The sequence below is a fragment of the Mycoavidus cysteinexigens genome (assembly GCF_003966915.1).
Taxonomy (GTDB): domain Bacteria; phylum Pseudomonadota; class Gammaproteobacteria; order Burkholderiales; family Burkholderiaceae; genus Mycoavidus; species Mycoavidus cysteinexigens.
Genome location: NZ_AP018150.1, coordinates 623,114 through 644,590, shown reverse-complemented (window position 1 = coordinate 644,590; position 21,477 = coordinate 623,114). Strand labels below are relative to the sequence as shown.

General features: G+C 51.0%; 22 protein-coding genes. 8 read left to right on the top strand and 14 right to left on the bottom strand.

Annotated elements, in window-relative coordinates; translation table 11 throughout:
* Window position 1: 1 nt before the first annotated feature.
* Window positions 2-1,771 (bottom strand): ABC transporter ATP-binding protein, encoded by a 1,770-nt coding sequence (locus tag MCB1EB_RS02895; protein WP_045363099.1) that lies wholly within the window; start codon window positions 1,769-1,771, stop codon window positions 2-4.
* A gap of 113 nt (window positions 1,772-1,884) precedes the next feature.
* Between MCB1EB_RS02895 and MCB1EB_RS02890 the strand changes: the two genes are divergently transcribed.
* The 3 genes from MCB1EB_RS02890 to MCB1EB_RS02880 are packed head-to-tail and all read left to right on the top strand — an operon-like array spanning window position 1,885 to window position 2,916.
* The gene (locus MCB1EB_RS02890; RefSeq protein WP_026921033.1) at window positions 1,885-2,187 is read left to right on the top strand and encodes an ElaB/YgaM/YqjD family protein; all 303 of its coding nucleotides are present in this window, start codon (window positions 1,885-1,887) and stop codon (window positions 2,185-2,187) included.
* 17 nt (window positions 2,188-2,204) lie between these two features.
* The gene (locus tag MCB1EB_RS02885) at window positions 2,205-2,582 is read left to right on the top strand and encodes a phage holin family protein (RefSeq protein WP_026921034.1); all 378 of its coding nucleotides are present in this window, start codon (window positions 2,205-2,207) and stop codon (window positions 2,580-2,582) included.
* Window positions 2,557-2,916: a DUF3318 domain-containing protein gene (locus tag MCB1EB_RS02880; RefSeq protein ID WP_045363101.1), complete on the top strand. Its 360-nt coding sequence runs from the start codon at window positions 2,557-2,559 to the stop codon at window positions 2,914-2,916. Before MCB1EB_RS02885 ends, MCB1EB_RS02880 begins: the two co-directional genes overlap by 26 nt.
* 34 nt (window positions 2,917-2,950) lie before the next feature.
* Here the strand turns inward: MCB1EB_RS02880 and MCB1EB_RS02875 are convergent, their stop codons facing one another.
* From MCB1EB_RS02875 to MCB1EB_RS02855, 5 genes are read right to left on the bottom strand one after another with little or no spacing between them, the layout of a single operon-like run.
* Entirely contained in the window at window positions 2,951-3,529 is a 579-nt protein-coding gene (locus MCB1EB_RS02875; RefSeq protein WP_269471771.1) for a type IV pilin protein, read from the bottom strand.
* Between the two features lie 28 nt (window positions 3,530-3,557).
* Window positions 3,558-4,115, bottom strand: a complete 558-nt coding sequence (locus tag MCB1EB_RS02870; protein ID WP_052393798.1) for a pilus assembly PilX family protein — start codon at window positions 4,113-4,115, stop codon at window positions 3,558-3,560.
* A complete protein-coding gene (locus tag MCB1EB_RS02865; protein WP_232034138.1) occupies window positions 4,109-5,017 on the bottom strand; it encodes a PilW family protein in 909 nt (302 codons plus the stop codon). The genes MCB1EB_RS02870 and MCB1EB_RS02865 overlap by 7 nt, the downstream gene beginning before the upstream one ends.
* Window positions 4,957-5,412 carry a type IV pilus modification PilV family protein gene (locus MCB1EB_RS02860; protein ID WP_052393802.1) on the bottom strand — a complete coding sequence of 152 codons (456 nt, stop codon included), beginning with the start codon at window positions 5,410-5,412 and terminating at the stop codon, window positions 4,957-4,959. The genes MCB1EB_RS02865 and MCB1EB_RS02860 overlap by 61 nt, the downstream gene beginning before the upstream one ends.
* Window positions 5,382-5,975, bottom strand: coding sequence for a GspH/FimT family protein (locus MCB1EB_RS02855; protein WP_045363102.1), 594 nt, complete (start codon window positions 5,973-5,975; stop codon window positions 5,382-5,384). Before MCB1EB_RS02855 ends, MCB1EB_RS02860 begins: the two co-directional genes overlap by 31 nt.
* A 208-nt stretch (window positions 5,976-6,183) precedes the next feature.
* Between MCB1EB_RS02855 and MCB1EB_RS02850 the strand changes: the two genes are divergently transcribed.
* The 5 genes from MCB1EB_RS02850 to MCB1EB_RS02830 all read left to right on the top strand — a co-directional run bounded on the left by MCB1EB_RS02850 (window position 6,184) and on the right by MCB1EB_RS02830 (window position 10,750).
* A complete protein-coding gene (locus tag MCB1EB_RS02850) occupies window positions 6,184-7,131 on the top strand; it encodes a metal ABC transporter solute-binding protein, Zn/Mn family (protein WP_081953587.1) in 948 nt (315 codons plus the stop codon).
* A complete protein-coding gene (locus MCB1EB_RS02845; RefSeq protein ID WP_051213852.1) occupies window positions 7,131-7,958 on the top strand; it encodes an ATP-binding cassette domain-containing protein in 828 nt (275 codons plus the stop codon). The genes MCB1EB_RS02850 and MCB1EB_RS02845 overlap by 1 nt, the downstream gene beginning before the upstream one ends.
* Window positions 7,951-8,739 (top strand): metal ABC transporter permease, encoded by a 789-nt coding sequence (locus MCB1EB_RS02840; protein ID WP_045363103.1) that lies wholly within the window; start codon window positions 7,951-7,953, stop codon window positions 8,737-8,739. Before MCB1EB_RS02845 ends, MCB1EB_RS02840 begins: the two co-directional genes overlap by 8 nt.
* Before the next feature lie 497 nt (window positions 8,740-9,236).
* A complete protein-coding gene (locus tag MCB1EB_RS02835) occupies window positions 9,237-9,533 on the top strand; it encodes a helix-turn-helix transcriptional regulator (protein ID WP_045363104.1) in 297 nt (98 codons plus the stop codon).
* On the top strand, window positions 9,530-10,750 hold the full coding sequence (locus MCB1EB_RS02830) for a type II toxin-antitoxin system HipA family toxin (RefSeq protein WP_045363105.1): 1,221 nt from the start codon (window positions 9,530-9,532) through the stop codon (window positions 10,748-10,750). Before MCB1EB_RS02835 ends, MCB1EB_RS02830 begins: the two co-directional genes overlap by 4 nt.
* A 73-nt stretch (window positions 10,751-10,823) precedes the next feature.
* Here MCB1EB_RS02830 and MCB1EB_RS02825 read toward each other — a convergent pair whose 3' ends face one another.
* The 8 genes from MCB1EB_RS02825 to MCB1EB_RS02790 all read right to left on the bottom strand — a co-directional run bounded on the left by MCB1EB_RS02825 (window position 10,824) and on the right by MCB1EB_RS02790 (window position 21,370).
* Window positions 10,824-12,278, bottom strand: a complete 1,455-nt coding sequence (locus MCB1EB_RS02825; protein ID WP_045363106.1) for an efflux transporter outer membrane subunit — start codon at window positions 12,276-12,278, stop codon at window positions 10,824-10,826.
* A 17-nt stretch (window positions 12,279-12,295) separates the two neighbouring features.
* Complete coding sequence (locus MCB1EB_RS02820) at window positions 12,296-15,493, bottom strand: efflux RND transporter permease subunit (protein ID WP_081953501.1); 3,198 nt, start codon at window positions 15,491-15,493, stop codon at window positions 12,296-12,298.
* 29 nt (window positions 15,494-15,522) lie between these two features.
* Complete coding sequence (locus MCB1EB_RS02815) at window positions 15,523-16,728, bottom strand: efflux RND transporter periplasmic adaptor subunit (RefSeq protein ID WP_045363107.1); 1,206 nt, start codon at window positions 16,726-16,728, stop codon at window positions 15,523-15,525.
* Between the two features lie 98 nt (window positions 16,729-16,826).
* Complete coding sequence (locus MCB1EB_RS02810) at window positions 16,827-18,224, bottom strand: 4Fe-4S binding protein (protein ID WP_081953502.1); 1,398 nt, start codon at window positions 18,222-18,224, stop codon at window positions 16,827-16,829.
* A gap of 7 nt (window positions 18,225-18,231) precedes the next feature.
* On the bottom strand, window positions 18,232-19,071 hold the full coding sequence (locus tag MCB1EB_RS02805; protein WP_026921043.1) for an FTR1 family iron permease: 840 nt from the start codon (window positions 19,069-19,071) through the stop codon (window positions 18,232-18,234).
* A 69-nt stretch (window positions 19,072-19,140) separates the two neighbouring features.
* Window positions 19,141-19,506 carry a cupredoxin domain-containing protein gene (locus MCB1EB_RS02800; RefSeq protein WP_081677964.1) on the bottom strand — a complete coding sequence of 122 codons (366 nt, stop codon included), beginning with the start codon at window positions 19,504-19,506 and terminating at the stop codon, window positions 19,141-19,143.
* A 68-nt stretch (window positions 19,507-19,574) separates the two neighbouring features.
* Window positions 19,575-20,123, bottom strand: coding sequence for an iron transporter (locus MCB1EB_RS02795; protein WP_026921044.1), 549 nt, complete (start codon window positions 20,121-20,123; stop codon window positions 19,575-19,577).
* Window positions 20,124-20,305: 182 nt separating this feature from the next.
* Window positions 20,306-21,370, bottom strand: coding sequence for a glycosyltransferase family 4 protein (locus MCB1EB_RS02790; RefSeq protein WP_045363109.1), 1,065 nt, complete (start codon window positions 21,368-21,370; stop codon window positions 20,306-20,308).
* Between the last annotated feature and the right edge of the window lie 107 nt (window positions 21,371-21,477).

The following is a 21,477-nucleotide window of genomic DNA, read 5'->3' as shown; positions in this document are numbered from 1 at the left end:
GTTACTCCGCAGGAACAAACCCCCCACTTTGTCTACGCCATAATTCAGCGTAACACCCCTCATTCATCAATAAACTTTGATGCGAACCGTCTTCCACAATCCGGCCTTTTTGAAACACTAAAATGCGGTCCATTTCAACCAATGTGGACAAGCGATGCGCAATCACAATTGTAGTGCGCCCAGGCATGAGTTTGGCTAAACCCTCTTGCACATATTTTTCTGTGATTGAATCTAAGGCGGAAGTCGCTTCATCCAAAATTAAAATAGGTGCACCTTTTAATAAAGCGCGGGCAATCGCGATCCGTTGGCGTTGCCCACCCGATAATTTAGTCCCGCGCTCGCCTACCAAGGTTTGATAGCCAGCCTCAAGTTGTTGAATAAATTCCTCGCAATGTGCAAGCCGGGCTGCCTCGTATACTTCTTCATCGCTGGCGGCGGGCCGGCCATAACGGATGTTTTCTAACACATTACGATGGAACATCACTGGCTCTTGCGGAATAAAGCTAATTTGCTCATGCAAAGAGGCTTGCGTCACATAACGTATATCTTGCCCGTCAATTAGAATACGGCCAGCGTCTAGATCATAGTAACGTAGGATAAGCTGAACAAACGAGGTTTTGCCACTCCCAGATAGACCCACCAAACCGACTTTTTGCCCGGCGGGTATCACCAGAGATTTATCTTGAAAGAGGTTATGTTCGGAGTAATAACTAAAGGTCGCGCGCTCAAAAACAATTTCTCCTCGCGTCACCTTTAAGAGCCCCGCATCTGGCGCATCTTGCACATCTGGCTCAATCTGAATAAAGGATAAGGCTTGACGGCACACGCCAATTTCTTTGAATAAATTAGGCAATTGCGCACCCGCCATCCAGGCCATACCCATAATGCTAAACGTAGCATTCAGAATCAGCAACGTCTCGCCGATTGACAGTAAGCCACGATGCCAAGCGAAAATGATGCCGCCCATCTGCACAATGCCAATACAGATAAAAGCCGCAATGCCCAAGGCGACCTTCATTCTTTCAATATAAAACAAAGATTGGGTTTGCTTAGATTGCTCCTGCTGCTGGTAGGGCAGCATATGTTGATATTCAAATCGTTGCCGGGCAAAAATCCGAACGCTTACGATATTGCTAATGACATCAACCACTCTGCCTTGTAAAGTGCTGCGCGCTTGTGCGTGTTCTTCGGACAACTGATTACAGCGGCCAGCGAAATACAGACAAATTCCAATATGAATCGCAATCCAAATTAAAAAAATAATGACAAAAAAGGGCTGGAACAGAGCCAACACGACCAATACCACGAGAGCTGACACGATGGTGGGGATGAACATGGTCATCACCATTTCAAAAATACGAATTGGGCTTTGCGTAAGATCAGCGATCTTATTGGATAAGCTGCCCGCTAAATTATTAGCGAAAAAGCGATGCGAGTGCTGCATTAAATAATCCAAAACCGTCATTCGCACTTTCGCTTCAAAACGAGGAAAAAGCCAGGCGAAACAAAACCCTTGCAAACGGTACATCCCTTCAATCAGAAACCAGCCTCCGATGAGCATCAAAAAAATGGGAAGGAAAATGCTTCCAAATGACGAGATAGCCGGTTGATAGTTCTCCATCGCATCGACTAAAAGCTTAACTAAATACGGCCATAGAATGGCGTCGCCAGTCCAGGCCAACGCGCATAATTGACCGCCAATAAATTGCCAGCGATAGGGCCGAATAAAATGCCAAAGAAAAGCGGATAGTTTTTTGGGGAGTAATAGCATAAACTAAAATAACTTGGCCTATTTGACTAGAGAGATTTTTATTGAAAGTGCTCGCAATTTTCGTTTACTTTCGTTAACATGCAAGATCTTGGGGCCTAATTAAGGAAATTAACATGTTGAAAGTAGACAAGGAGAAACTCATGTCCGATATAAAAAATATTTTGTTAGATGCCGAAGAACTTCTTAAACAAGCAGCCAATGCGAGTGGCGAACGCGCTAACGAGTTGCGCGAAAAAGCCCTTGCACAACTTAAGCAAGCTAAAGAAAAAGCGGCTGACGCGCAAGCCCTAGTGGTTGAAAAGGGCCGCCAGGCTGCGCGTGCTACAGAAGATTATGTGCACAATCATCCATGGCAAGCAACTGGAATTGCAGCAGGTGTGGGTATTCTAGTCGGCTTGTTAATTAACCGCAAATAAGCGAAGCGGCGACTGCTATGCAAAACACACAATCATCAGGCGGCGCGCTCAATCGATTAGTCAGCTCGATTTTAGCGCTTGCGCAAACACGGCTTGAGTTAGCTGGAATCGAGCTTGCTGAAGAAAAAGCGCGTTTACTCAGTGTGCTTTTTCTAAGCTTCGCCGCTTTATTATTTGGCACCATCGCTCTGACAACTGTTACCGCCTTAGTGGTAACAGTATTTTGGGATGCCTATCGCTGGCAAACGTTAGCCGCGCTGTCTGCTCTGTATTCAGTAGCAGCGCTACTTTGCGTCATTGTCATCCGTGTCAAATCACGCAAAGCAACGCGGCCTTTCGAGGCTACTCTTGAGGAATTCAGGAAAGATCATGAGGCACTCGGGAAAACGTCTTGAGCGTGTAATGCGCAAAGAGCTGTTGCTCCTTCGCGCTGAAGTTGAACGCGCTGAACTGGTCGAGGCAGCAGCCGCATTACATAATAAGTTCAGTTATTTTAGTTGGCTAAAAGGGTTCTTGCCGCTGCCAACTACCGTTAATGCGGCACCAATCAAGGATATCAAGGATTTTGTGCCACGCGCTTACACTACACTAAAGTCAGCTATGTCATTGTTGTTGCTGCTTCGTCCTATATTACGCAACGCTAGACCGCTTGCAAAATGGACGACCATCGGCGTTGCGGCCTGGAAAGGCGTACGTCTGTGGCGCCGCATGATCTCCCATCGGCGCTGACCTACAGCCGACATGGCTTTTTTAAAGCGATTTTTTAACGCCCCTGCCAGCAATACGCCATCATTCTAGAGCTGGCTTGGGCAGCTTCTCCCAGCGCTTGATTTGCCCGCCGCCCATTCGCGTCCAATAGATAACTACCGCATATATCGCCCTGCATCGGCCCCGGGTTGATTGGCTCGGCTTCTATTGTATAGCCCCCGTTAGTCTGATTTTTGGCGCGCACATGCAAACGGTATACTGCTTTTGCGTCTTGCGGCGCTTGGTCAAAGCCAGCGGGCAGTGACCATACATTGCCGCTGGCAACTCTAGCTAGATCCTCGCCGCTACGTTCAATCATCTGCGCCGCCCGATAGAGAGCGATACAAGCCGCCAAACGATGCCCGCGCCGAATTGAGTTTTGATAGCTAGGAATAATATAAAAATGCATTGATGCAATGATCGCCAACGCTACCATTAACTCAAGCAAACTCAAACCACAGCAGGAATGAGGTGGGCATTTTTTTCTTGCATTACTGGATACTCTGCCGCTTCTGCAAACGTACCACTCACACCGTACATAGACATCTCCAATGTGCCAAGTTTTCAATTTATGACGGCCTCCTTCAATCTTCACTATTCAAGCGCACGTAGCGTACCCGGAATTAATAAGGCCGCGCCACGAAGGAACGCCATGTATAGCGGATGGTTTTTTCTTCAAAGATGACGATCGATTGGACCCATGCTTGCGTTTCAGGTGTTGCGCCAAAACCACGAACTGTAATCCAATAGACAGCGGGTTTAGGTTGTCGTGGCAACCGTTCAGGGGGTAACGGCGCGGAAGATTTAGGTAGCGGCCTGGCCTCAATCAAACATTGCGGCGGTTGCGCCGCGTAGGGCCATGCGTTGACCAGCTTAAACGCCGCTGGCAGTCGGCTATTAAATGCAGCCGGCGTACGCCAATACGCAGGCTCCCCTTCACCTAACCAACTCCGCACCGGCGCATGTCCGCGGATGAGTCTGCGGACACACATTCTCAAGCCTGCATCCGCTGCATGCAATGCACGCGCACGGTCCTCCCGGCTCGCTGCGTTACGCGTCTCTAGAGTCGTTAAATTAAGCAGCGAAATAGAAAATAAGTGCAAAATGGCGACTAAAGTTGTCACCCAAACCAAAGTTGCACCCGTTTGGCGCACTGGCCAATCGGAGCGACTTCCTACCATGCTAAACCTCGATTACGTAACGCCACCCAAGTTGTAAAAGCATCGCGCGGCAAGCCGTCGGAAGCGGTCACACGCCGTCCATCGCAATCAATATATGAGGTCGCTAAGCTACGCTGAGTCCCACGCACTAAGACGCACAGTTCAACCGCCGCCACCTGCGGCCACGCCGCGGGCGGCACTGCGCTCGCCTCCACCAGACGACTGGCGCCGGCAAGCCAATAGCGTATGCGTAAACGCTCAATGCCCTCCACCATAGGTTGCGCGACGTTAAAGCGCCCGCTGCCCTCGCCATATAATTCCACTGCGCGAGTCGATGGGCTAGCGCGCACAAAAAAGCGGTTGACCGCCAGCGCCGCCGCCCCCGCTTGAGATGCATCATCCGTTACTATGGCTTGCCCCAAACAATCTGTAGCGCAACCCTCCGCACTGGCCCAGGTATTCACCTCATCTGCTCTATAACGCACTTCGATTCCGTCTGAGCCGCTTGCCGCATTGGGTTCGCATACGGTTGTCTTGGGACTAGAATCCAACAAATTCCGTGGACGCCCTAAGCTACACCCCAAAATAGCGACGCCAGGCGGCGCGTCGCCCGGCCCAGCAAAACCCGCTAGGCGCAGATGTACGCTCATTAGATGCAAAGCAGTCAGACCGGCATCCATCCGGCGCGCACGTTGCACAATCTGCTCAAATAGTTCACGTTGCCCACGATAGAGTGTTACAGCCGCCAATATCAGCATAAGCCCTAAAGCAAACGCAATCATTAGCTCTAATAGCGTGTGTCCAGTTTGGCGGCGCAGCGCTCTGCGCTGACCTGTGCACACCTGGCTAAGTGGGCCCAATCCTATTTCGCGATAGCGAGCGCTAAGCATTGCGTCATGGCTCCGGTTACCTTGAATGGGCATGCATGGGAATCACTGAGCGCCGTATCATAGTCACCCCCCAACCATTGAGCCGGCCGGCGCCAAGATAGAACGATTAAGCGTATCTCAGGGGCTGGATCGAGCAAGCGTATATCGCCAGACGGCAGAAGTTGGGCGGCGCGCAAGCGCCACTCTGTGACCACCCGAGCCGCTGGATAACCGCTGCGCAATGCTTCCGCCGCAGCCTCCGCTAAACTTAAGGCGGAGGTACGCCAAATCATTGACTGCTGCGCGCGGATTACCGATAGCTGCAGGCTGATTGCGCCAAGCGCCGCGAAACCAATGAGCCAGAGAGCCACCATCACTTCTATTAAAGAATCGCCCTGCATCAAGCGCCGCCAACGCTTTAAAAGCGGCTGTGCGGTGCTGCTGCGCATGGTCCATTAAATATACGACTGCGGCCACCCGCAGCAACCCGTACGCAGCGACACGCTCTAACACCATACGGGCCCAATGCCGTAGTACGCGCACCAATCTCAAAACTGCGAAAACCCCCTATTATTTGCCCCGCCGGAGGCGTGAATGAGAGTGGCGCAGACACACTTTGAATCGTCACGGCCTCGATCGGGGGCTGCATGCGTAAAATCTGAGCGCGGCTAGGTTCGGTTAAGCAAGGGGGTAATTCAGCCAGCACTAAATAGCCACGCGCCCAATTATTCAGCTCCATTGTTGACAATGGCTTATGGTTTGCGCAACAACGTCCGTGCCCATCATCCCGGCAGAGGGTGACGCGTATGGCGCGCCGGATCGCTTCGCCACGCGCATAAGCCAATGTCGCCAACAATGCTTGCGCTTGCATTTCTACCTGATCTCGCGCCAGCCAATCGCGCATGGCTGGCGCGGCCATCGCCGCGAGCGCTCCGAGTAAAGCGAGTACACACAAAAGCTCAAGCAACGTGAAACCTGCATTGATTAGCGTGCTGACATAGCGAGATTGCATTTAAATCTCCTCGGCATAATGCAGCCGCTCTATACTGCCTACGCTATGCTAGCGCCAGCCGTAGGCGACTGCCTTTTGCTTCACTGTAGACAACCCGGTCAGCGCGCACAATCCGCCAAAAGATAGAGTTAAAGCCATGATTGAGGCGGCAAAGCGTTATCTGTTATATCATCTGGGCTACTCACGCTTTTTCCTTTCCGGTTGCATCATGCCCACTTTGATTCAGCAGATGTCTGCTTATATTGCCCGTTTTTTATTGTCACTCAGCTTATTTACCGTGAGTGGGTTTGCCATAGCGCACAACTCATCCGCGGCGGCAGCGACGTCAAGCCACGCCACGCCACACCTACTACTGGTTGCGGCAGAGAACTTCTATGGCGACGTGTTGACCCAGCTAGGCGGCGAACATGTCGCCGTGACAAGCCTCATCAATCATCCTAAACAAGATCCCCACCTTTTCGAGGCCAGCCCATCGACTGCGCGCCAACTGACGCATGCGCGCCTGGTGGTGTATAACGGCGCCGACTATGACCCGTGGCTACCCAAGCTTCTAGCTGCTGCCAAAGCGCCGCAGCGCGAGCAGATTGTGGCGGCGACATTAGTCGGCAAGAAAAGCGGAGATAACCCTCATTTGTGGTATTTGCCAGAAACCATGCCCGCGCTAGGCGCTGCGGTTACCGCCTTTTTAATCCGCGCCGATAGTGCGCATCAAGATGATTACAAGGCGCGTCTTAGCGCATTCCTGGCTTCCTTAAAGCCCATCGAGGCAAAAATTACTGAGCTGCGAGAAAAATATCGCGGTACGCCAATCACGGCGACCGAGCCAATTCTTGGCTATCTGATACAAGCGCTTGAGCTCAAAGATAGTAATGCGCGCTTTCAACAAGCCATCATGAATGACACCGAGCCAAGCGCAACCGATATTGCAGCCTTTGAAAAGGATCTCCGGCAACAGCGCGTCAAAGTGTTGATTTACAATGCGCAAACCTCAGATGAAATGACGCGACATCTGCTCAAACTCGCTCATGCTTCTGGCGTTGCCGTAATGGAAGTCAGCGAAACTAAACCTGCCGATATGTCATACCAAGCATGGATGCTGTCACAATTAAGCGCGCTTGAACAAGCGCTCGCCCAAACACCAAAGCAAAACCGCTGATGACCGTCCAACCCAGTGCCAACCCGGGTCGGCCTGCGATCGAGTTGACGCAGGTCACGCTTGAGCTTGGCAAGCGCACCGTCTTGCACGAGATTACGCTCGCCATCGAACAAGGTGAATTTATCGGCGTATTAGGGCCCAATGGTGCAGGCAAAACCACCCTATTACGCGCTCTACTTGGCTTGCTCACGCCGCGCAGTGGCACCCTGCGCGTGCTCGGCGCGCCGGTCATGCGCGGCAATCCGGTCATCGGTTATATGCCGCAAGCACGTAGCGCAAGCGCTTATCCACGCCTGTCCGGCTTTGATTTCATTGCATGCGCTGCCAATGGCCATCGCTGGGGTCTGCCTTGGATGGATCGTGCCGCGCGGCGTTCCGTGGAACATGCGTTAGAACTGGTTGAGGCGAAAGACCTAGCTAAACGAGCCGTCACAGCGATGTCGGGCGGTGAACGACAGCGGCTTTTGCTGGCGCAATGTCTACTGGGCCAGCCTCAGCTGCTGCTGCTGGATGAACCTTTAATCAGCCTTGACCCCTCTCATCAACATAGCATCGTTGAATTGGTGCGACGTATCCAGCAACAACTGAATATCACCGTATTATTTAGCGCCCACGAGCTTAATCCCTTATTGCATGTACTTGACCGCGTGCTCTACCTGGGCCGCGGCAGCGCAGCTTTGGGCGAAATTGATGAAGTGATTACCCGCCCCGTGCTATCTCGGCTCTATGGTTCAGCCATCGAGGTATTACGCATAAACGGCCGTATCTTTGTCATGTCCGGCACCAGCGAAATTGAAAAAGACGAGCACCGCCATCACCATGTTTGAATATGATTTTATGATTAATGCATTCGCCGCCTCTGGCATGGTTGCGGTGGTTGCGGGTGTCGTTGGCTTTTTTCTGGTGCTGCGGCAGCAAAGCTTTGCGGGACATGCGCTCTCGCACGTCGGCTTTACGGGCGCTACGGGCGCAGCGTTATTCGGCATTGCGCCGCTCTGGGGCCTACTGGGCTTTACGCTAGCCGCCGGTATGGCAATGGGGGCTCTCGGCGAAAAGCTAAGCGGACGCGATGTCGCAATCGGCATGATTTTATCTCTCTCGCTTGGCTTTGGCTTGCTCTTCTTGCATTTTTTTACCGCCTACGCCACGCAAGTGAGCGCTCTCTTATTTGGCAATGTGCTAAGCGTAAGCAGCTTGATGCTAAAGATTTTAGCGCTTCTGAGCGTGATCTGCTTAGCCACGCTCGCATTCATTATGCGGCCATTAATCTTCGCTACGCTACAACCTGAGCTCGCCCAAGCCAAAGGCGTTTCTTTACAACTTGTCTCTGTGTTATTTCTAACGCTGGTCGCCCTCGCTGTAGTAGCGTGCACCCAGATCGTTGGCGTGCTGCTGGTTTTCACTTTAATGGTAGGCCCAGCGGCCACCGCGCAGAATCTAACCACCCGGCTAGGCGCAGGCATTGCAGCCGCGGCATTTTTTGCTTTGACCCAGGCCTGGGCCGGCATTGCTCTGGCTTACTACACGGATTGGCCAACCAGTTTTTGGATCACGGCCTTAAGCGCGCTTCTTTATGGTTTAAGCCTCACCTGTAAGTGGCGTAGCTAATGTATTTTTTGATTTGCTCAAGCGCCAACAAATTAAAACTAGAGAAAGGTGTTTTTTCTTAAGCTTTTGCTCCAACGCTCATCACAAGAACTCTTAACTCTCGCAGCTTGGAGTGGTTTGGAGCCTGCTAAATCTTTTGAGAAGAGTATTTGCCATATGTCGTCAAATTGTAGTTTCGCTCCCACTGAGCATAGTAGCGCGCTGATTGAAGGCAACCGACTCGACTCTATAGGCCCCCATTTAAGCCAGAGCCATATTCTTTGCGAACCTTTGAATCTTTTCTAGATGTTTTCCTGCGCGCAAAAAACAATTTGTGTTTGGATAGCCTCTTTTTAAGCAAGGTAGGTTCTGTACCGATCTACTCCACCGCGTATTGCTTAAAATGATTAATACATCATTTAGATAAAAAATAAAGTATACTAAAATATCCGTATCAATGGATAACGTAAATTAAAAAATACTTTATTTTATACTCTAACTGAGTATGGCTAGACATGATGAGATCATTTCGCGTTGAACGCGCATTGCAAAAATTAGGCGCCGACATTCGGGATGCGCGCAAGCGTCGCCGTATCACCGTTGCCTTAATGGCTGAACGGATTGGCGTCACTCGTGTTACGTTAGCAAAGATTGAAAAAGGCGACCCCAAAGTGAGTATGGGCAGCTATGCGCTCGCGCTATACGTATTGGGAAAAATTGACGAGCTCGAAAAGCTGATTGACCGCACCAATGATCCATTAGGCTTAGATATGATGGACGAACGCCTACCTAAGCGCATTAGGGTAGTCCAATGAGGAAGTTACAAGTTTCACTCAGTTGGCTAGATACACATTACGTCATAGGCGAATTGCATATCTACGAATCGCGTGGTCAAGAAAGGTATCAGTTCACCTACAATCAAGCCTGGACACAAGCTAAAATAGGTTTTGCGATTGATCCCGCCCTTCCCCTCATGGCTGATGCACGATATATCAATCACCGGCTATGGGGTGTCTTCCAAGATATATCTCCCGATCGTTGGGGGCGTCTAGTCCAAACCCGAGCGCACAATAGACATCTGAGCGAAAGCGATTTCATGCTTGGTGTCAGTGATTACATGCGGATGGGCGCATTACGTCTCAATCAAATAGAGTCACCTGAGGCATTTCTGGCCGACCATCATAATGTGCCTAAGTTAGTCGATTTACACGCACTAGAACAAGCCATTTCACACTTAGAGGCGGGCCAAGAAACCGCTGCAGATCTCGCCTTACTGGTTCAGCCAGGTTCTTCATTAGGCGGCGCACATCCGAAAGCTGCGCTTGAGGATAAAGGCCACATCTGGATTGCTAAATTCCAATCTAGGTTCGATACTGAGCGAGTGGCGTTATGGGAGGCAACTTTACTAAATATGGCGCAGCAAGCCGGGATCCGAACCGCCAACTATAAACTACTCAATGCAAAAAATGAGCAGCCAATACTACTCGTTAAACGCTTTGACCGGCAAGGTAAACAACGCATTCCTTTCATGTCTGCAATGACCTTTCTTGAGCGCGATGAAAATAACTGTAGCAGCGCGAGCTATATAGAATTGTCAGATGCTCTTACCCGCTATTCCTCGCAACCTCGATTAGACAAACTTGAGTTGTGGCAACGCATGGTTTTCAATGCGATGGCGGGCAATATCGATGATCATCTGCGGAATCACGGCTTCTTGCGCGACCCACAAGGTTGGAGGCTAGCGCCAGCTTATGACATTAATCCAACCAATGAAACTTTTGAGCGCAGGTCTCATCAACTTTCTTTTGATGGCAGCACGTCTCGCCCATGTTTAACCACTTGCATTGAGCTCGGGGGGTTCTTCGGTCTAACTCAAGAAGAAACAAAAATTGCGTTAGCAAAGATAGGTAATGCGCTTAAAAATTGGCAAACTACCGCTAAAAAGCATGGATTACGCGGTCAAGAATTAAAGCGGATGGAAAATTCATTCGTTCATCGAGATACTAAGGAACTAATGCGCTATTTAACTTAGGCTAGCGCCAAATCAATATGCTTTTGGGCCTAACTGATGGAGCCTGCTCCATAGTTAGGTCCTTTATATTTCTTTATGATGCAATGGGCGCATCAGCGGGCCGCACAACATCGCCCGTGCGCTCCAACCAGCCGCCACCTAAATATTGATAGAGATTGACGAGATTAGTCAGGCGCGCCAAGCGGGTTGAAATTAGCGCTTGTTCGGCCGCGTATAAGCTAGTCTGAGCGCTCAACACGCGGAGATAGCTATCAATTCCATTACGATAACGCAAGCTGGAGAGGTCAAGCCGACGTTGCTGGGCTGAGGCGTAACGCTTTAGCGACACAATTTGTTCATCATAGGTACCACGCGCAGCAAGTCCATCGGCGACTTCGCGAAAGGCCGTTTGAATGGCTTTTTCATATTGCGCAATCGCCACTCGTTTGCCAGTTTGCGCTACATCAAGATTGGCCAGATTCGCGCCACCGCTAAAAATCGGCAGCGAAACCTTTGGTGCAAAACCCCAGGCAGCCGAATGCGGTTTAAACAACCCGCCCAGATCCTGACTGGCGCTGCCGAACTGTCCAGTGAGTGAAATACTTGGAAAGAACGCAGCCCGCGCTGCACCGATATTAGCGTTGGCGGCGCGCAATTGTTCTTCGGCCGCGGCAATATCAGGACGGCGCGTTAACAGATCTGATGGCAAACCTTCTGGAATATCCGCCAGAATTCCCTGGTGATCGAGCGGCAATGGCTGCGGTAAATCGGCTGGCGCGGGTTCGCCCACTAATAGCGTCAGTGCATTTTCAGCCTGAGCGCGCAGCCGGAGTTGGTTTTGGTGACTGGCGCGAGCTTGCTCAACCGTGCTCTCGGCTTCCTGTAAATCAAGCTCAGAGCCAACGCCTGCATCAAATTGCACTTTGGCGAGTCGGTAAGATTCTTGGGCAGCCGTGAGGGTTGCTTGCGTGACTTGGAGCTGTTCGTCATAGGCACGGGTTGTCAAATACTGATTCGCCACCTGCGCCACCAGCGAAATTTCAACTCCCTTGCGCACCTGAGCCGTTGCCAAATATTGCGCCAGTGCTTGATCTTTTAAGCTACGCAGCTTGCCAAAAAGATCAATTTCCCAGGCTGCCGCTATGCCAGATTCATACTGGTTAGCCACGACTGCGCGCCCAATTGGAGAAAGATCCGCCGGCGTGCGCGTACGGCTACCCATACCTTGCACTTGCAAATCAGGCGCTAAACCTGCCCGCTGAATGCGATATTGCGCACGCGCCTGTTGCACATTAAGCGCCGCCACACGTAAATCGCGGTTATTGCGCAACGCCAGCTCAATTAGCTTTTGTAAGCGCGGGTCGGCAAAAAATTGACGCCATCCCAAATCAACCGGTGTCGAAGTGGATTCAGTCAGCAATTTATACGCCTCCCCGCTAGGGTAGGTTGCCGCAACCGGTGCTGCTGGCTGCTCATAACGCGGCGCAAGCGTACAGGCAGTGGAAACCGCGACGACTGATAATGCCGCTAAAAGAGAAAGTTCACGCATCTGCAAATTCCTAAAGTTCAATTTTTCGGGTGAATATCTGCGTCCGTATTGCTTTCATGGCTCTCAGTGCGCGCTAGCGAGTGAGCGTCAGCCGGCTCATTCTGCGGTACTTTAGATTTACCCCATTTATCCCGCACCACGACAAAGAACATTGGAATCATGAAAATTGCGATAAAAGTTGCGCTCAGCATCCCGCCGATAACCCCCGTGCCAATTGCATGTTGACCCGCAGAGCCCGCACCGCGGCTAATTGCGAGAGGCAGCACGCCCAGGATAAAAGCCAGCGAGGTCATCAAGATGGGCCGTAAACGCAAGCGCGCAGCTTCCAATGCCGCTTCCATCGCGGTTCTGCCCTGCGCCTGGAGTTCTTTGGCGAACTCGACAATCAAAATGGCGTTTTTGGCGGACAAACCTACGGTGGTCAACAAGCCCACTTGGAAATACACATCATTAGATAGGCCCCGGCCCGTCGCTGCCAATAAGGCGCCGATGATCCCTAACGGCACCACCAAAATCACCGAAAATGGAATCGACCAACTTTCATAAAGTGCAGCTAGGCTTAAAAATACCACTAAGATTGAAATCGCATAGAGTAACGGTGCTTGCGAGCCAGAGAGAATCTCCTGGAACGACATCCCGGTCCATTCATAGCCAATCCCATGCGGCAACTTCGCCGCTAGATTTTGCATTTCTTCAATCGCATCCCCGGTGCTCTTACCCGGCGCCGCTACCCCTTGGATCGCGACTGACGCTACGCCGTTATAACGCTCCAGCTTAGGCGAGCCATAAGCCCAGCGCGAGCTCAAAAAGGATGAAAATGGCACCATCTCGCCTTGCGCATTCCGGATATACCAACGTTTAATATCTTCTGGAGTCATACGAAACGGGGCATCCCCTTGTACCATAACCTTTTTAATCCGGTTATCCGTATCCAAGAAGTTGTTCACGTAAGCACCGCCCCACGCCGTCGAGAAAGCTCGATCGATCGAAGACAACGGAATACCCAGTGCGCTGGCCTTTTCACGGTTAATATCCACATGAAATTCCGGCGTGTCATCCAGACCATTCGGACGCACCTGCATCACAGCTGTGCTTTGCGCCGCCATCCCAAGCAACTGATTGCGCGCTTGCATCAAAGCGTCATGCCCGAGACCCGCGCGATCTTGGAGCTGCATATCAAAACCCGAAGCGATACCAAGCTCGAGAATCGGCGGCGGGTTAATCGGAAACACCATGGCGTCTTTAATTTGCGAAAAACGCATAAAAGAGCGCTGCATTAGAGCTTGTACCGATTGATTCGCTTTGGTGCGATGTTTCCAGCCTTTTAAACGAACAAAAACGATACCCGAGTTTTGGCCGCTCCCCGCAAAACTGAAGCCATTCACTTCAAAGGTCGATTCAACCACCTGGCTTTCTTCTTGCAACAAGTATTGACTGACTTCACTCAGCACTGCTTGCGTGCGTTGTTGGGTTGAGCCCGGCGGGGTTTGCACAAATACGAAGACAATGCCTTGATCTTCATCCGGCAGGAAAGACGTCGGCATACGCATAAACAATAGACCGACGGCAACAATAATCACCCCATAAATGGCGAGGCTACGCCCAGAGCGCCTAATGACTGCGCTCACACCTGCCTGGTATTTATCGCGGCTACGCTCAAAAGTCCGGTTAAACCAACCGAAAAAACCTTTTTTCTCTTCGTGGTGCCCTTTGGGGATCGGTTTAAGCAAACTCGCGCACAGAGCCGGCGTCAGGATCAACGCAACTAAGACCGAGAGCACCATCGCCGAAACAATGGTGAGCGAAAATTGGCGATAAATCGCCCCAACCGAACCGCTAGAAAACGCCATCGGCACAAATACCGCCGATAAAACTAGGGCAACGCCAACCAGCGCGCCGGTGATCTGCCCCATCGCTTTACGCGTCGCCTCGCGTGGTGAAAGCCCTTCTTCGGCCATCACCCGTTCGACGTTTTCAACCACAACAATCGCATCATCGACTAATAGTCCAATTGCCAATACCAGGCCAAACATGGATAAGGTATTAATCGAAAAACCCAACGCCGCCATGATGCCAAACGTACCCAGCAACACAATCGGCACTGCAATAGTTGGGATCAGCGTAGCGCGCCAATTTTGCAGGAATAAATACATCACCAAGAAAACCAGCACAATCCCTTCAAACAGCGTCTTGATCACTTCTTCGATCGAGATGCGGACAAAGGGGGTGGTATCGTATGGATATTCCACTTCCAGGCCAGGCGGGAAGTATTTTGATAATTCACTAATCCGTTCGCGCACCAGACGCGCCGTTTCTAGCGCATTAGCTCCCGTCGCCAGCTTGAGCGCAAAACCTGTCGTAGGTTGACCGTTATAGCGCGTGTCTATCTGATAGCTCTCGCCGCCTAACTCAATCCGCGCCACGTCGCGCAAGCGCACTTGCGAACCGTCAGCCATCATCTTCAATAAAACATTGCCAAACTGTTCCGGCGTTTTTAATAAAGTGGCTTCGGTAATGACTGCGTTGAGTTGTTGGTTATCTACGGACGGCAGCCCTCCTAGCTGACCGCCTGGCACTTGCACATTCTGCTCAGCCAAGGCTTGCGTGACATCCACTGGCGTCAGACCGTAGCTCGCCAGTTTGTCTGGATTCAGCCAAACCCGCATTGCATATTGCGAGCCAAACAACGTGGTAGTGCCTACGCCATTAATCCGACTCAGTGGATCTTGAATATTAGCCGCGACATAATTCGCCAAATCGAATTTATTCATGCTACCGTCGGTAGACACGAAAGCCAGCACCATCAAAAAACTGCCAGAGGATTTAGTGACCTTAATCCCCTGTTGTTGCACCGTTTGCGGCAATAGAGGAAGCGCCAACTGAAGTTTGTTTTGCACTTGCACTTGCGCTACATCCGGGTCAGTGCCAGGCGCGAAGGTCAGCGAGATATTTGCGCCGCCCGAGTTTTCGCTAGTGGATGACATGTACAGCAAATGGTCAATCCCATTCATCTGCTGCTCAATAATCTGCGTGACCGTGTTTTCAACCGTTTGCGCCGAAGCCCCTGGATAAGCAGCACTAATTTCGACTGAAGGCGGCGCAATCGATGGATATTGTTCAACCGGTAGGGTGCGAATCGATAACGCGCCGGCCAGCATCAGGATGATGGCAAGCACCCATGCAAAAATCGGTCGATCGATAAAAAACTTAACCATGGAAATGGTTTCCTTTATTCTGAAGGCGATTATTCTGCGTTCGTATCAGCGGCATCGCTAGCGGCAGGCGATGACGCAACTTCCGCTGCAGGCGCGGTGGGCGATAACTGCGCCGCGACCGGCTTAACCGTCATGCCGGGCTGAACTTTTTGCAACCCTTGCACAATCACTTTATCGCCGGCTTGCAAGCCGCTCGACACGATCCAATTATCATCCGCCGTACGCGCCGTGGTCAGGGTGCGCAATGCAACCTTGTTATCTTGAGTGACAATCAGCGCTGTCGGCTGCCCCTTGGCATCATGCGTGATGCCAATTTGCGGGACCACCAAAGCGCGATTGTTTGTGCCCTCTTGCACCCGAGCGCGGACAAACATGCCGGGCAGCAAAGCTTTTTGAGGGTTTGGGAAAAGCGCGCGCAGCGTAATCGTGCCGGTGCCTGGATCAACTGCAATGTCGGAAAACTGTAATTTTCCTTGGAGCGGATAGGATGAGCCGTCTTCCAACACGAGATCAACCTTAACCTCATTACGACCCGCCATCTGTAATCGGCCCTCCGCCATTTCGCGGCGTAGCCGCAAAACGTCTGAACTCGATTGCGTGAGGTCGACATACATCGGATCAATTTGCTGGATGGTCGACAACAGAGTCGCTTGGCTTGCCTGTACATAAGCACCGGGCGTAACCTGCGATTTACCGGCCCAGCCTGAAATCGGCGAGGTTACTTCGGTATAACCGAGATTGATGCGCGCCGCCTCAAGCGCTGCCTTGGCTACCGCCACTTCTGCCGCCGCCTGGCCATGTTCAGCCAGCGCGTTATCATATTCTTGCTGACTAATCGCGTGCGCAGCAATCAGCGGCTTGTAACGCTCCGCTTTGGCAGCCACTGCATTCAGGCTAGCTTGCGCTTTCGCCAGTCCGGCTTTAGCTCGATCAAATTCAGCTTGATAAGGAGCCGGGTCAATTTTATACAGGCGCTGACCCGCTTTCACTTCGCTGCCTTCTTTAAATTCACGCTTAAGTACAATGCCGTTGACGCGCGCGCGCACCTCAGCCATCTGCCAGGCAGAGGTACGACCAGGCACATCAAAGGTAACCGGCATCGTACGCGGCTCAAGCGTGACCACGCCCACTTCTGGGAGTGACGGCGCGGGAGGAGCCTGCTTTTTACCGCAAGCAGTCAGCGCCAGGAGTGCAGCAAGACCAATCAAATTGGAAAAGGACCGATTGACATGCATAGAACAACCTCTATTTATTACTCATTATTGAAAGAATTTTGAACGGGCCATTATATAGGCGGATTGCAGCCCAAGCTAGCATCCGCATTAGGCGGTGTCTACCAATACCAAAATAATAGCCACCATGCGCTGTCAGCCACGCCCAGCGCCGCTATGATAAAGACCATTGCTGCGCTTCGCCGTAAGCGACTCGTAGCATAACCACTCACAACCCGCCAGGACAACCACAGACTCCATACATTAACGCCGGCCAGCAAAGCGAAGCGCATCTCATTCACCCACCCCAACGAAATGTGCTCACCTTTTAATAAGGAGACGGTCAACGCTGACAACCCTAGAAATACCCCACAGCCGGCTAATGGAATCAGAGTTTGTGCCAGATGATGCAAGCGCGTCGCGCGCCAGCTCCCCAAACAACGCACCGCCAAAGCCAGTAAGACGTTAAGCGCAGTACCATAGACCAAACTCGTCGCTACGATATACACCACAAGCAAACCGCCATCCAACCAACTAAACACGTCGTTTTGGTCTGGATAATGGGTGAAGACAAACCACGGCGCATTAGTTGCAAACGGCCACCAAATATCCTGTTCCATCAGCCAACCGGCGAGTGCTTGCTTAAGCGTAATAAACCAAGGACTTGCCGTCCAATGAAACGCCCCTACTGCAATTCCCATTAAGCCATAGAGAATGAGTAATGTATCCCACCCATGCGCTGTGGTTTTCCCTAATTGCACGACCTCATGACTCGGTGAGCGCCAGCTTAGCGAGATTGCTTCGCGGTGTCCGCTGCAACGTGAACACATGTGACAGGCGGCGCTGCCCTGCATCGTGCGCAGCGGCACCAAGGGCGCACAATTGATTGGAATCACGCGATGACCATATTCACCCTGCGTATAAGAGCGCCGCCACGCTTCTTCATCGACTTTATAATGCATCGGCGCAAGCCGCGCCAGTAGGCCAAATACGCCATTCACTGGACACAGATACTTGCACCAAACACGCTTTTCACGCCCATACAAGAAACCGACGACAAGCGCCGCCAGAGTTGAGCCCCCTAACACCAGCAGGACGGCTTTGGGATATTGGTAAACGCTGACCATTTGCCCATAGAGGGTGGTCAGGACAAACGCCACAAAAGGCCAACCGGCCCAGCGCAGCCAACGTGGGATGGGCCGATGGCGTCCATGTTTACTGGCAAATTCAGCCAAAGCACCTTCTGGACACAGGATCCCGCACCAGAGGCGGCCAAACAGCACCATTGAGAGCAGCACGAAAGGCCACCAGATACCCCAAAAAATAAACTGTGCAAATAGCGTGAAGTTATCCCAAAGATGTGCGCTAGGCCCCGGCAACCGCATGAATGCCGGAGCGATCACCAAAATCGCGTAAATCAGCGCTATCGTCCACTGCGTATAACGAATCGCGGCGCTGTGCCGAAGCATCCAATGTCCACAACGAGCAAGCCACCTGCCATATCGGCTAGAATCTGCCATGATCGGCTCATATTGATTGAGTTTGAGCCGTCAGGCGCTGTTTTTTATATTTCATTAATCCGGCCACCACAACCCAGTAAATCAGGTACGCCAGTACATTCATTAATGATGGGTATGCGCGGTAACCTGTCAAGGCCGCCAACAGTGAACCCAGCCCACCCGTATCGTCTAAGAGAGCAGACGTATTCCACAAGGGGTCAATCAAGCTCGGCAAGAGTTCTTTATCGATCAGTTTGTCGACACCGGCTTGGACTAAGCCCGCTGCAAGCAGGAGCAACATCACTTCAGTGACACGGAAAAACGCCGGCCACGAAAATAGCTTACCCCCTAATTGCAATAGGTAAACGGTCAAAAAGGCCAGGCTAAAACCAATCAATACGCCCGCTAGGTGAGAAGGCAAAATATATCCGGCTTTGCCAAAACCTAAGCCGTATAGAAAAATCACGGTCTCGCTTCCTTCCCGCGCAACCGCCAAGGCGGCAAGCAACGCGATGCCCCACCATTGCGCGTTTTGCGCGCTTTTCTGTAACGAAGCCTCCATACCTTGCTTCAAAGTGCGCCCATGGTATTTCATCCATAACACCATCTGCACAATCAGCACAGCGGCAAGCCACACCATGACCACTTGAAAATAATCTTGTGCTTCGCCAGTCAGCGTTTCACTAAAGCTCAATAATGCAAAACCAAACGCAAAAGCCGCCAACAGGCCAAGCCCAACGCCTAGCCATAAATAGGACAGCCCCTGCCGCGCAACTTTATCGCCATTACGCAACCATGCATATAAAATGCCAATAACAAGTAACGCTTCAACACTTTCACGCCATACAACAAACAGCACCTGCCCCATTAAGCTCTCCAAACCTACCTGATCCCCGCTTACGATTATCCCTTTCTCTGTCTCTAGATAAACTCAACGTTATCTTGCGACGATCACCCCTTGCGCCGTCGCTTGATGAAAATCATCGAAAAACTTGTATTCTCCCGGCGCCATTTTTTTAATTACCACAAAGGATTTCGAGCCAGGAGCCAGAACTTTCTCTTTGCGGAGTTGAATGCTCTCAAATTCGGCAGCTTTTTTACCTGAATTGGTAATCGAGATTTTAATCGGCTGATTAGCCGGTACTTCAATGCGAGATGGCGTCAATTTTCCGTCAGCCATATCCAATTCAAAGGTCAGCAATTCTTCTTTTGTCTTTGCTTCATCACGCTTAGGATTCGATAAGGTTAAAACCAATGCAAGCACAGCCGTCACGCACAGAGTGATAATAAGACTGATTTTCATTTAAATATTCCTTTATTCGGGGACTTCACTATTTGATTGAATAATTTAATCTAGCGCTTAAATTATTTTTAGTACCCTCCTTTTTTACCTATGCCAGCAAAATTAAACGTATATTCAACGGTAAATGGCTTAAACCAAGGCCCCACTCCCGTTTCTTTATCGATATGCCGACCAAATGTCATATGTCCGGTAGCCGGTGGTGGCGCAATGAAGTATTTCAGATGATATTGGCCCGGGCCAAACAACTTTACGTTATCACCGTAATGTGGCCCATCGCTGGCGATCATTGGCATGAACTCACCTTGAATTTTTTGCCCCGTTTTGATTTTTGTCAGTTCGAATTTCACCTGTAAATAAGGAATCCAATCTCCTTCAGCGAAACCGGTTGGAAAATCTTTCATGGCATGGATATCCGCTTCAAGGTGAATATCCGATTCGGAGGCTTTGCGCATTCCATGTTCCGGATCCATCGTGACCGGTTGCAAATAGACCGCTATAATCTCCATATTGGCGTGAACCTTGGGTTCGCCAATTGGATATTCGGCAGCACTGGCGGAGCAGGCTGCGCCGACCAAGAGACTCGCTGCGGCAAGCTGAAAAATTTTTGATGCAAACATAGAAAGGACCCTTTGCAAGTGCCTGATAATATGTAGTGGAGAGCACTACTCAGCCAGCGTTAGTGCTAATGCGAATCATTCTCAATCAAGGGTGAGTATAGCATTCTTTTTTCTAGGCCACACCTCAATCCGAACAAAAAAATAGCCGCACGTAGTTTGTGCGGCTATTTTTTAACCTGCTTTTAACCTACCGCTACTTCGCGTAGTACGGTGCGGCGTTGTTGATGTAAAAGACGTTCGTAAGCGGCAAGATACCCTTCCGCCATCCGTTGTGAGGTAAAGCGCTCCTCAAATTGTTTGCGTACCGTATCGCGTGACAATGTATGCAAACGGTTCAGCGCGGTGACCGCTTCAGTTTCATTATTCACTACAAAGCCGGTTACGCCATGCTCGATGACTTCGGGTACTGAACCGCGCTTGAAAGCAATTACGGGCGTACCGCAGGCCATTGCCTCAATCATGACTAAACCGAATGGCTCAGGCCAGTCAATCGGAAATAGCAGCGCATGTGCGCCGGACAAGAACTCGGCTTTTTCTCCTTCAGAGATCTCGCCGATATATTCGACGTGCGGTTGCGACATCAGCGGGGCGATCTGTTCGTCATAATACGCCTGATCCGCTTTGTCGATCTTCGCAGCAATTTTGATCGGCAAGCCGCATTTAGCTGCAATCGAAATCGCCGTGTCAACCCGCTTTTCAGGTGAAATGCGACCTAGAAACGCCAAATAGCCAGGCTTTATATCCGGGCGCGGCATCAGCATTTTTTCCGGCAAACCGTGATAAATGGTTGACAGCCAATTCGCCTGTGGCAGCGGCGCGCGTTGGCTATCGGAAATAGACACCACCTGAGCCTGCGGAAACATATTAAAAACGGGCTGTAGCTCAGGCAGATCTAAGCGACCATGCAAGGTCGTTAGAAATGGGGTGTTCTGACGGCTAAAGAGTGAAAAAGGATAGTAATCAAGATGGAAATGCAGAATATCGAATTCTTGGGCACGCTCGCGTACTTGCTCGAGCATCAGCATATGAGGCGCGAGTGCGTCGCGAATCTTCGGGTCGAGACGAAGCGCCTGAGGCCATACTGCCTCGAGTTGCGCAGCAGTGATTGAATCGCCGCTCGCAAACAACGTCACTTCTTGGCCTAGCTCAACTAAGGCTTCTGTCAAGTAAGACACTACCCGTTCTGTACCGCCATACAATTTAGGCGGCACAGCCTCGTGTAACGGTGCAATTTGAGCGATTCGCATGACGTGACTCTCCTAATAAAAATTCAGGACAAAAGTAGAAGCGCGGCTAGTAAATAGCCAAACGCTCTACCACTGATTATCGTTTGCTTAATCTGAATTCAAGCAGT

Coding starts and splice junctions, on each gene's coding strand:
- MCB1EB_RS02895 (WP_045363099.1), bottom strand. CDS start 1,771: ATGCTATTACTCCCCAAAAAACTATCCGCTTTTCTTTGGCATTTTATT.
- MCB1EB_RS02890 (WP_026921033.1), top strand. CDS start 1,885: ATGTTGAAAGTAGACAAGGAGAAACTCATGTCCGATATAAAAAATATT.
- MCB1EB_RS02885 (WP_026921034.1), top strand. CDS start 2,205: ATGCAAAACACACAATCATCAGGCGGCGCGCTCAATCGATTAGTCAGC.
- MCB1EB_RS02880 (WP_045363101.1), top strand. CDS start 2,557: ATGAGGCACTCGGGAAAACGTCTTGAGCGTGTAATGCGCAAAGAGCTG.
- MCB1EB_RS02870 (WP_052393798.1), bottom strand. CDS start 4,115: ATGGTAGGAAGTCGCTCCGATTGGCCAGTGCGCCAAACGGGTGCAACT.
- MCB1EB_RS02865 (WP_232034138.1), bottom strand. CDS start 5,017: ATGCCCATTCAAGGTAACCGGAGCCATGACGCAATGCTTAGCGCTCGC.
- MCB1EB_RS02860 (WP_052393802.1), bottom strand. CDS start 5,412: ATGCGCAGCAGCACCGCACAGCCGCTTTTAAAGCGTTGGCGGCGCTTG.
- MCB1EB_RS02855 (WP_045363102.1), bottom strand. CDS start 5,975: ATGCAATCTCGCTATGTCAGCACGCTAATCAATGCAGGTTTCACGTTG.
- MCB1EB_RS02850 (WP_081953587.1), top strand. CDS start 6,184: ATGCCCACTTTGATTCAGCAGATGTCTGCTTATATTGCCCGTTTTTTA.
- MCB1EB_RS02845 (WP_051213852.1), top strand. CDS start 7,131: ATGACCGTCCAACCCAGTGCCAACCCGGGTCGGCCTGCGATCGAGTTG.
- MCB1EB_RS02840 (WP_045363103.1), top strand. CDS start 7,951: ATGTTTGAATATGATTTTATGATTAATGCATTCGCCGCCTCTGGCATG.
- MCB1EB_RS02835 (WP_045363104.1), top strand. CDS start 9,237: ATGAGATCATTTCGCGTTGAACGCGCATTGCAAAAATTAGGCGCCGAC.
- MCB1EB_RS02830 (WP_045363105.1), top strand. CDS start 9,530: ATGAGGAAGTTACAAGTTTCACTCAGTTGGCTAGATACACATTACGTC.
- MCB1EB_RS02825 (WP_045363106.1), bottom strand. CDS start 12,278: ATGCGTGAACTTTCTCTTTTAGCGGCATTATCAGTCGTCGCGGTTTCC.
- MCB1EB_RS02820 (WP_081953501.1), bottom strand. CDS start 15,493: ATGGTTAAGTTTTTTATCGATCGACCGATTTTTGCATGGGTGCTTGCC.
- MCB1EB_RS02815 (WP_045363107.1), bottom strand. CDS start 16,728: ATGCATGTCAATCGGTCCTTTTCCAATTTGATTGGTCTTGCTGCACTC.
- MCB1EB_RS02810 (WP_081953502.1), bottom strand. CDS start 18,224: ATGGCAGATTCTAGCCGATATGGCAGGTGGCTTGCTCGTTGTGGACAT.
- MCB1EB_RS02805 (WP_026921043.1), bottom strand. CDS start 19,071: ATGGGGCAGGTGCTGTTTGTTGTATGGCGTGAAAGTGTTGAAGCGTTA.
- MCB1EB_RS02800 (WP_081677964.1), bottom strand. CDS start 19,506: ATGAAAATCAGTCTTATTATCACTCTGTGCGTGACGGCTGTGCTTGCA.
- MCB1EB_RS02795 (WP_026921044.1), bottom strand. CDS start 20,123: ATGTTTGCATCAAAAATTTTTCAGCTTGCCGCAGCGAGTCTCTTGGTC.
- MCB1EB_RS02790 (WP_045363109.1), bottom strand. CDS start 21,370: ATGCGAATCGCTCAAATTGCACCGTTACACGAGGCTGTGCCGCCTAAA.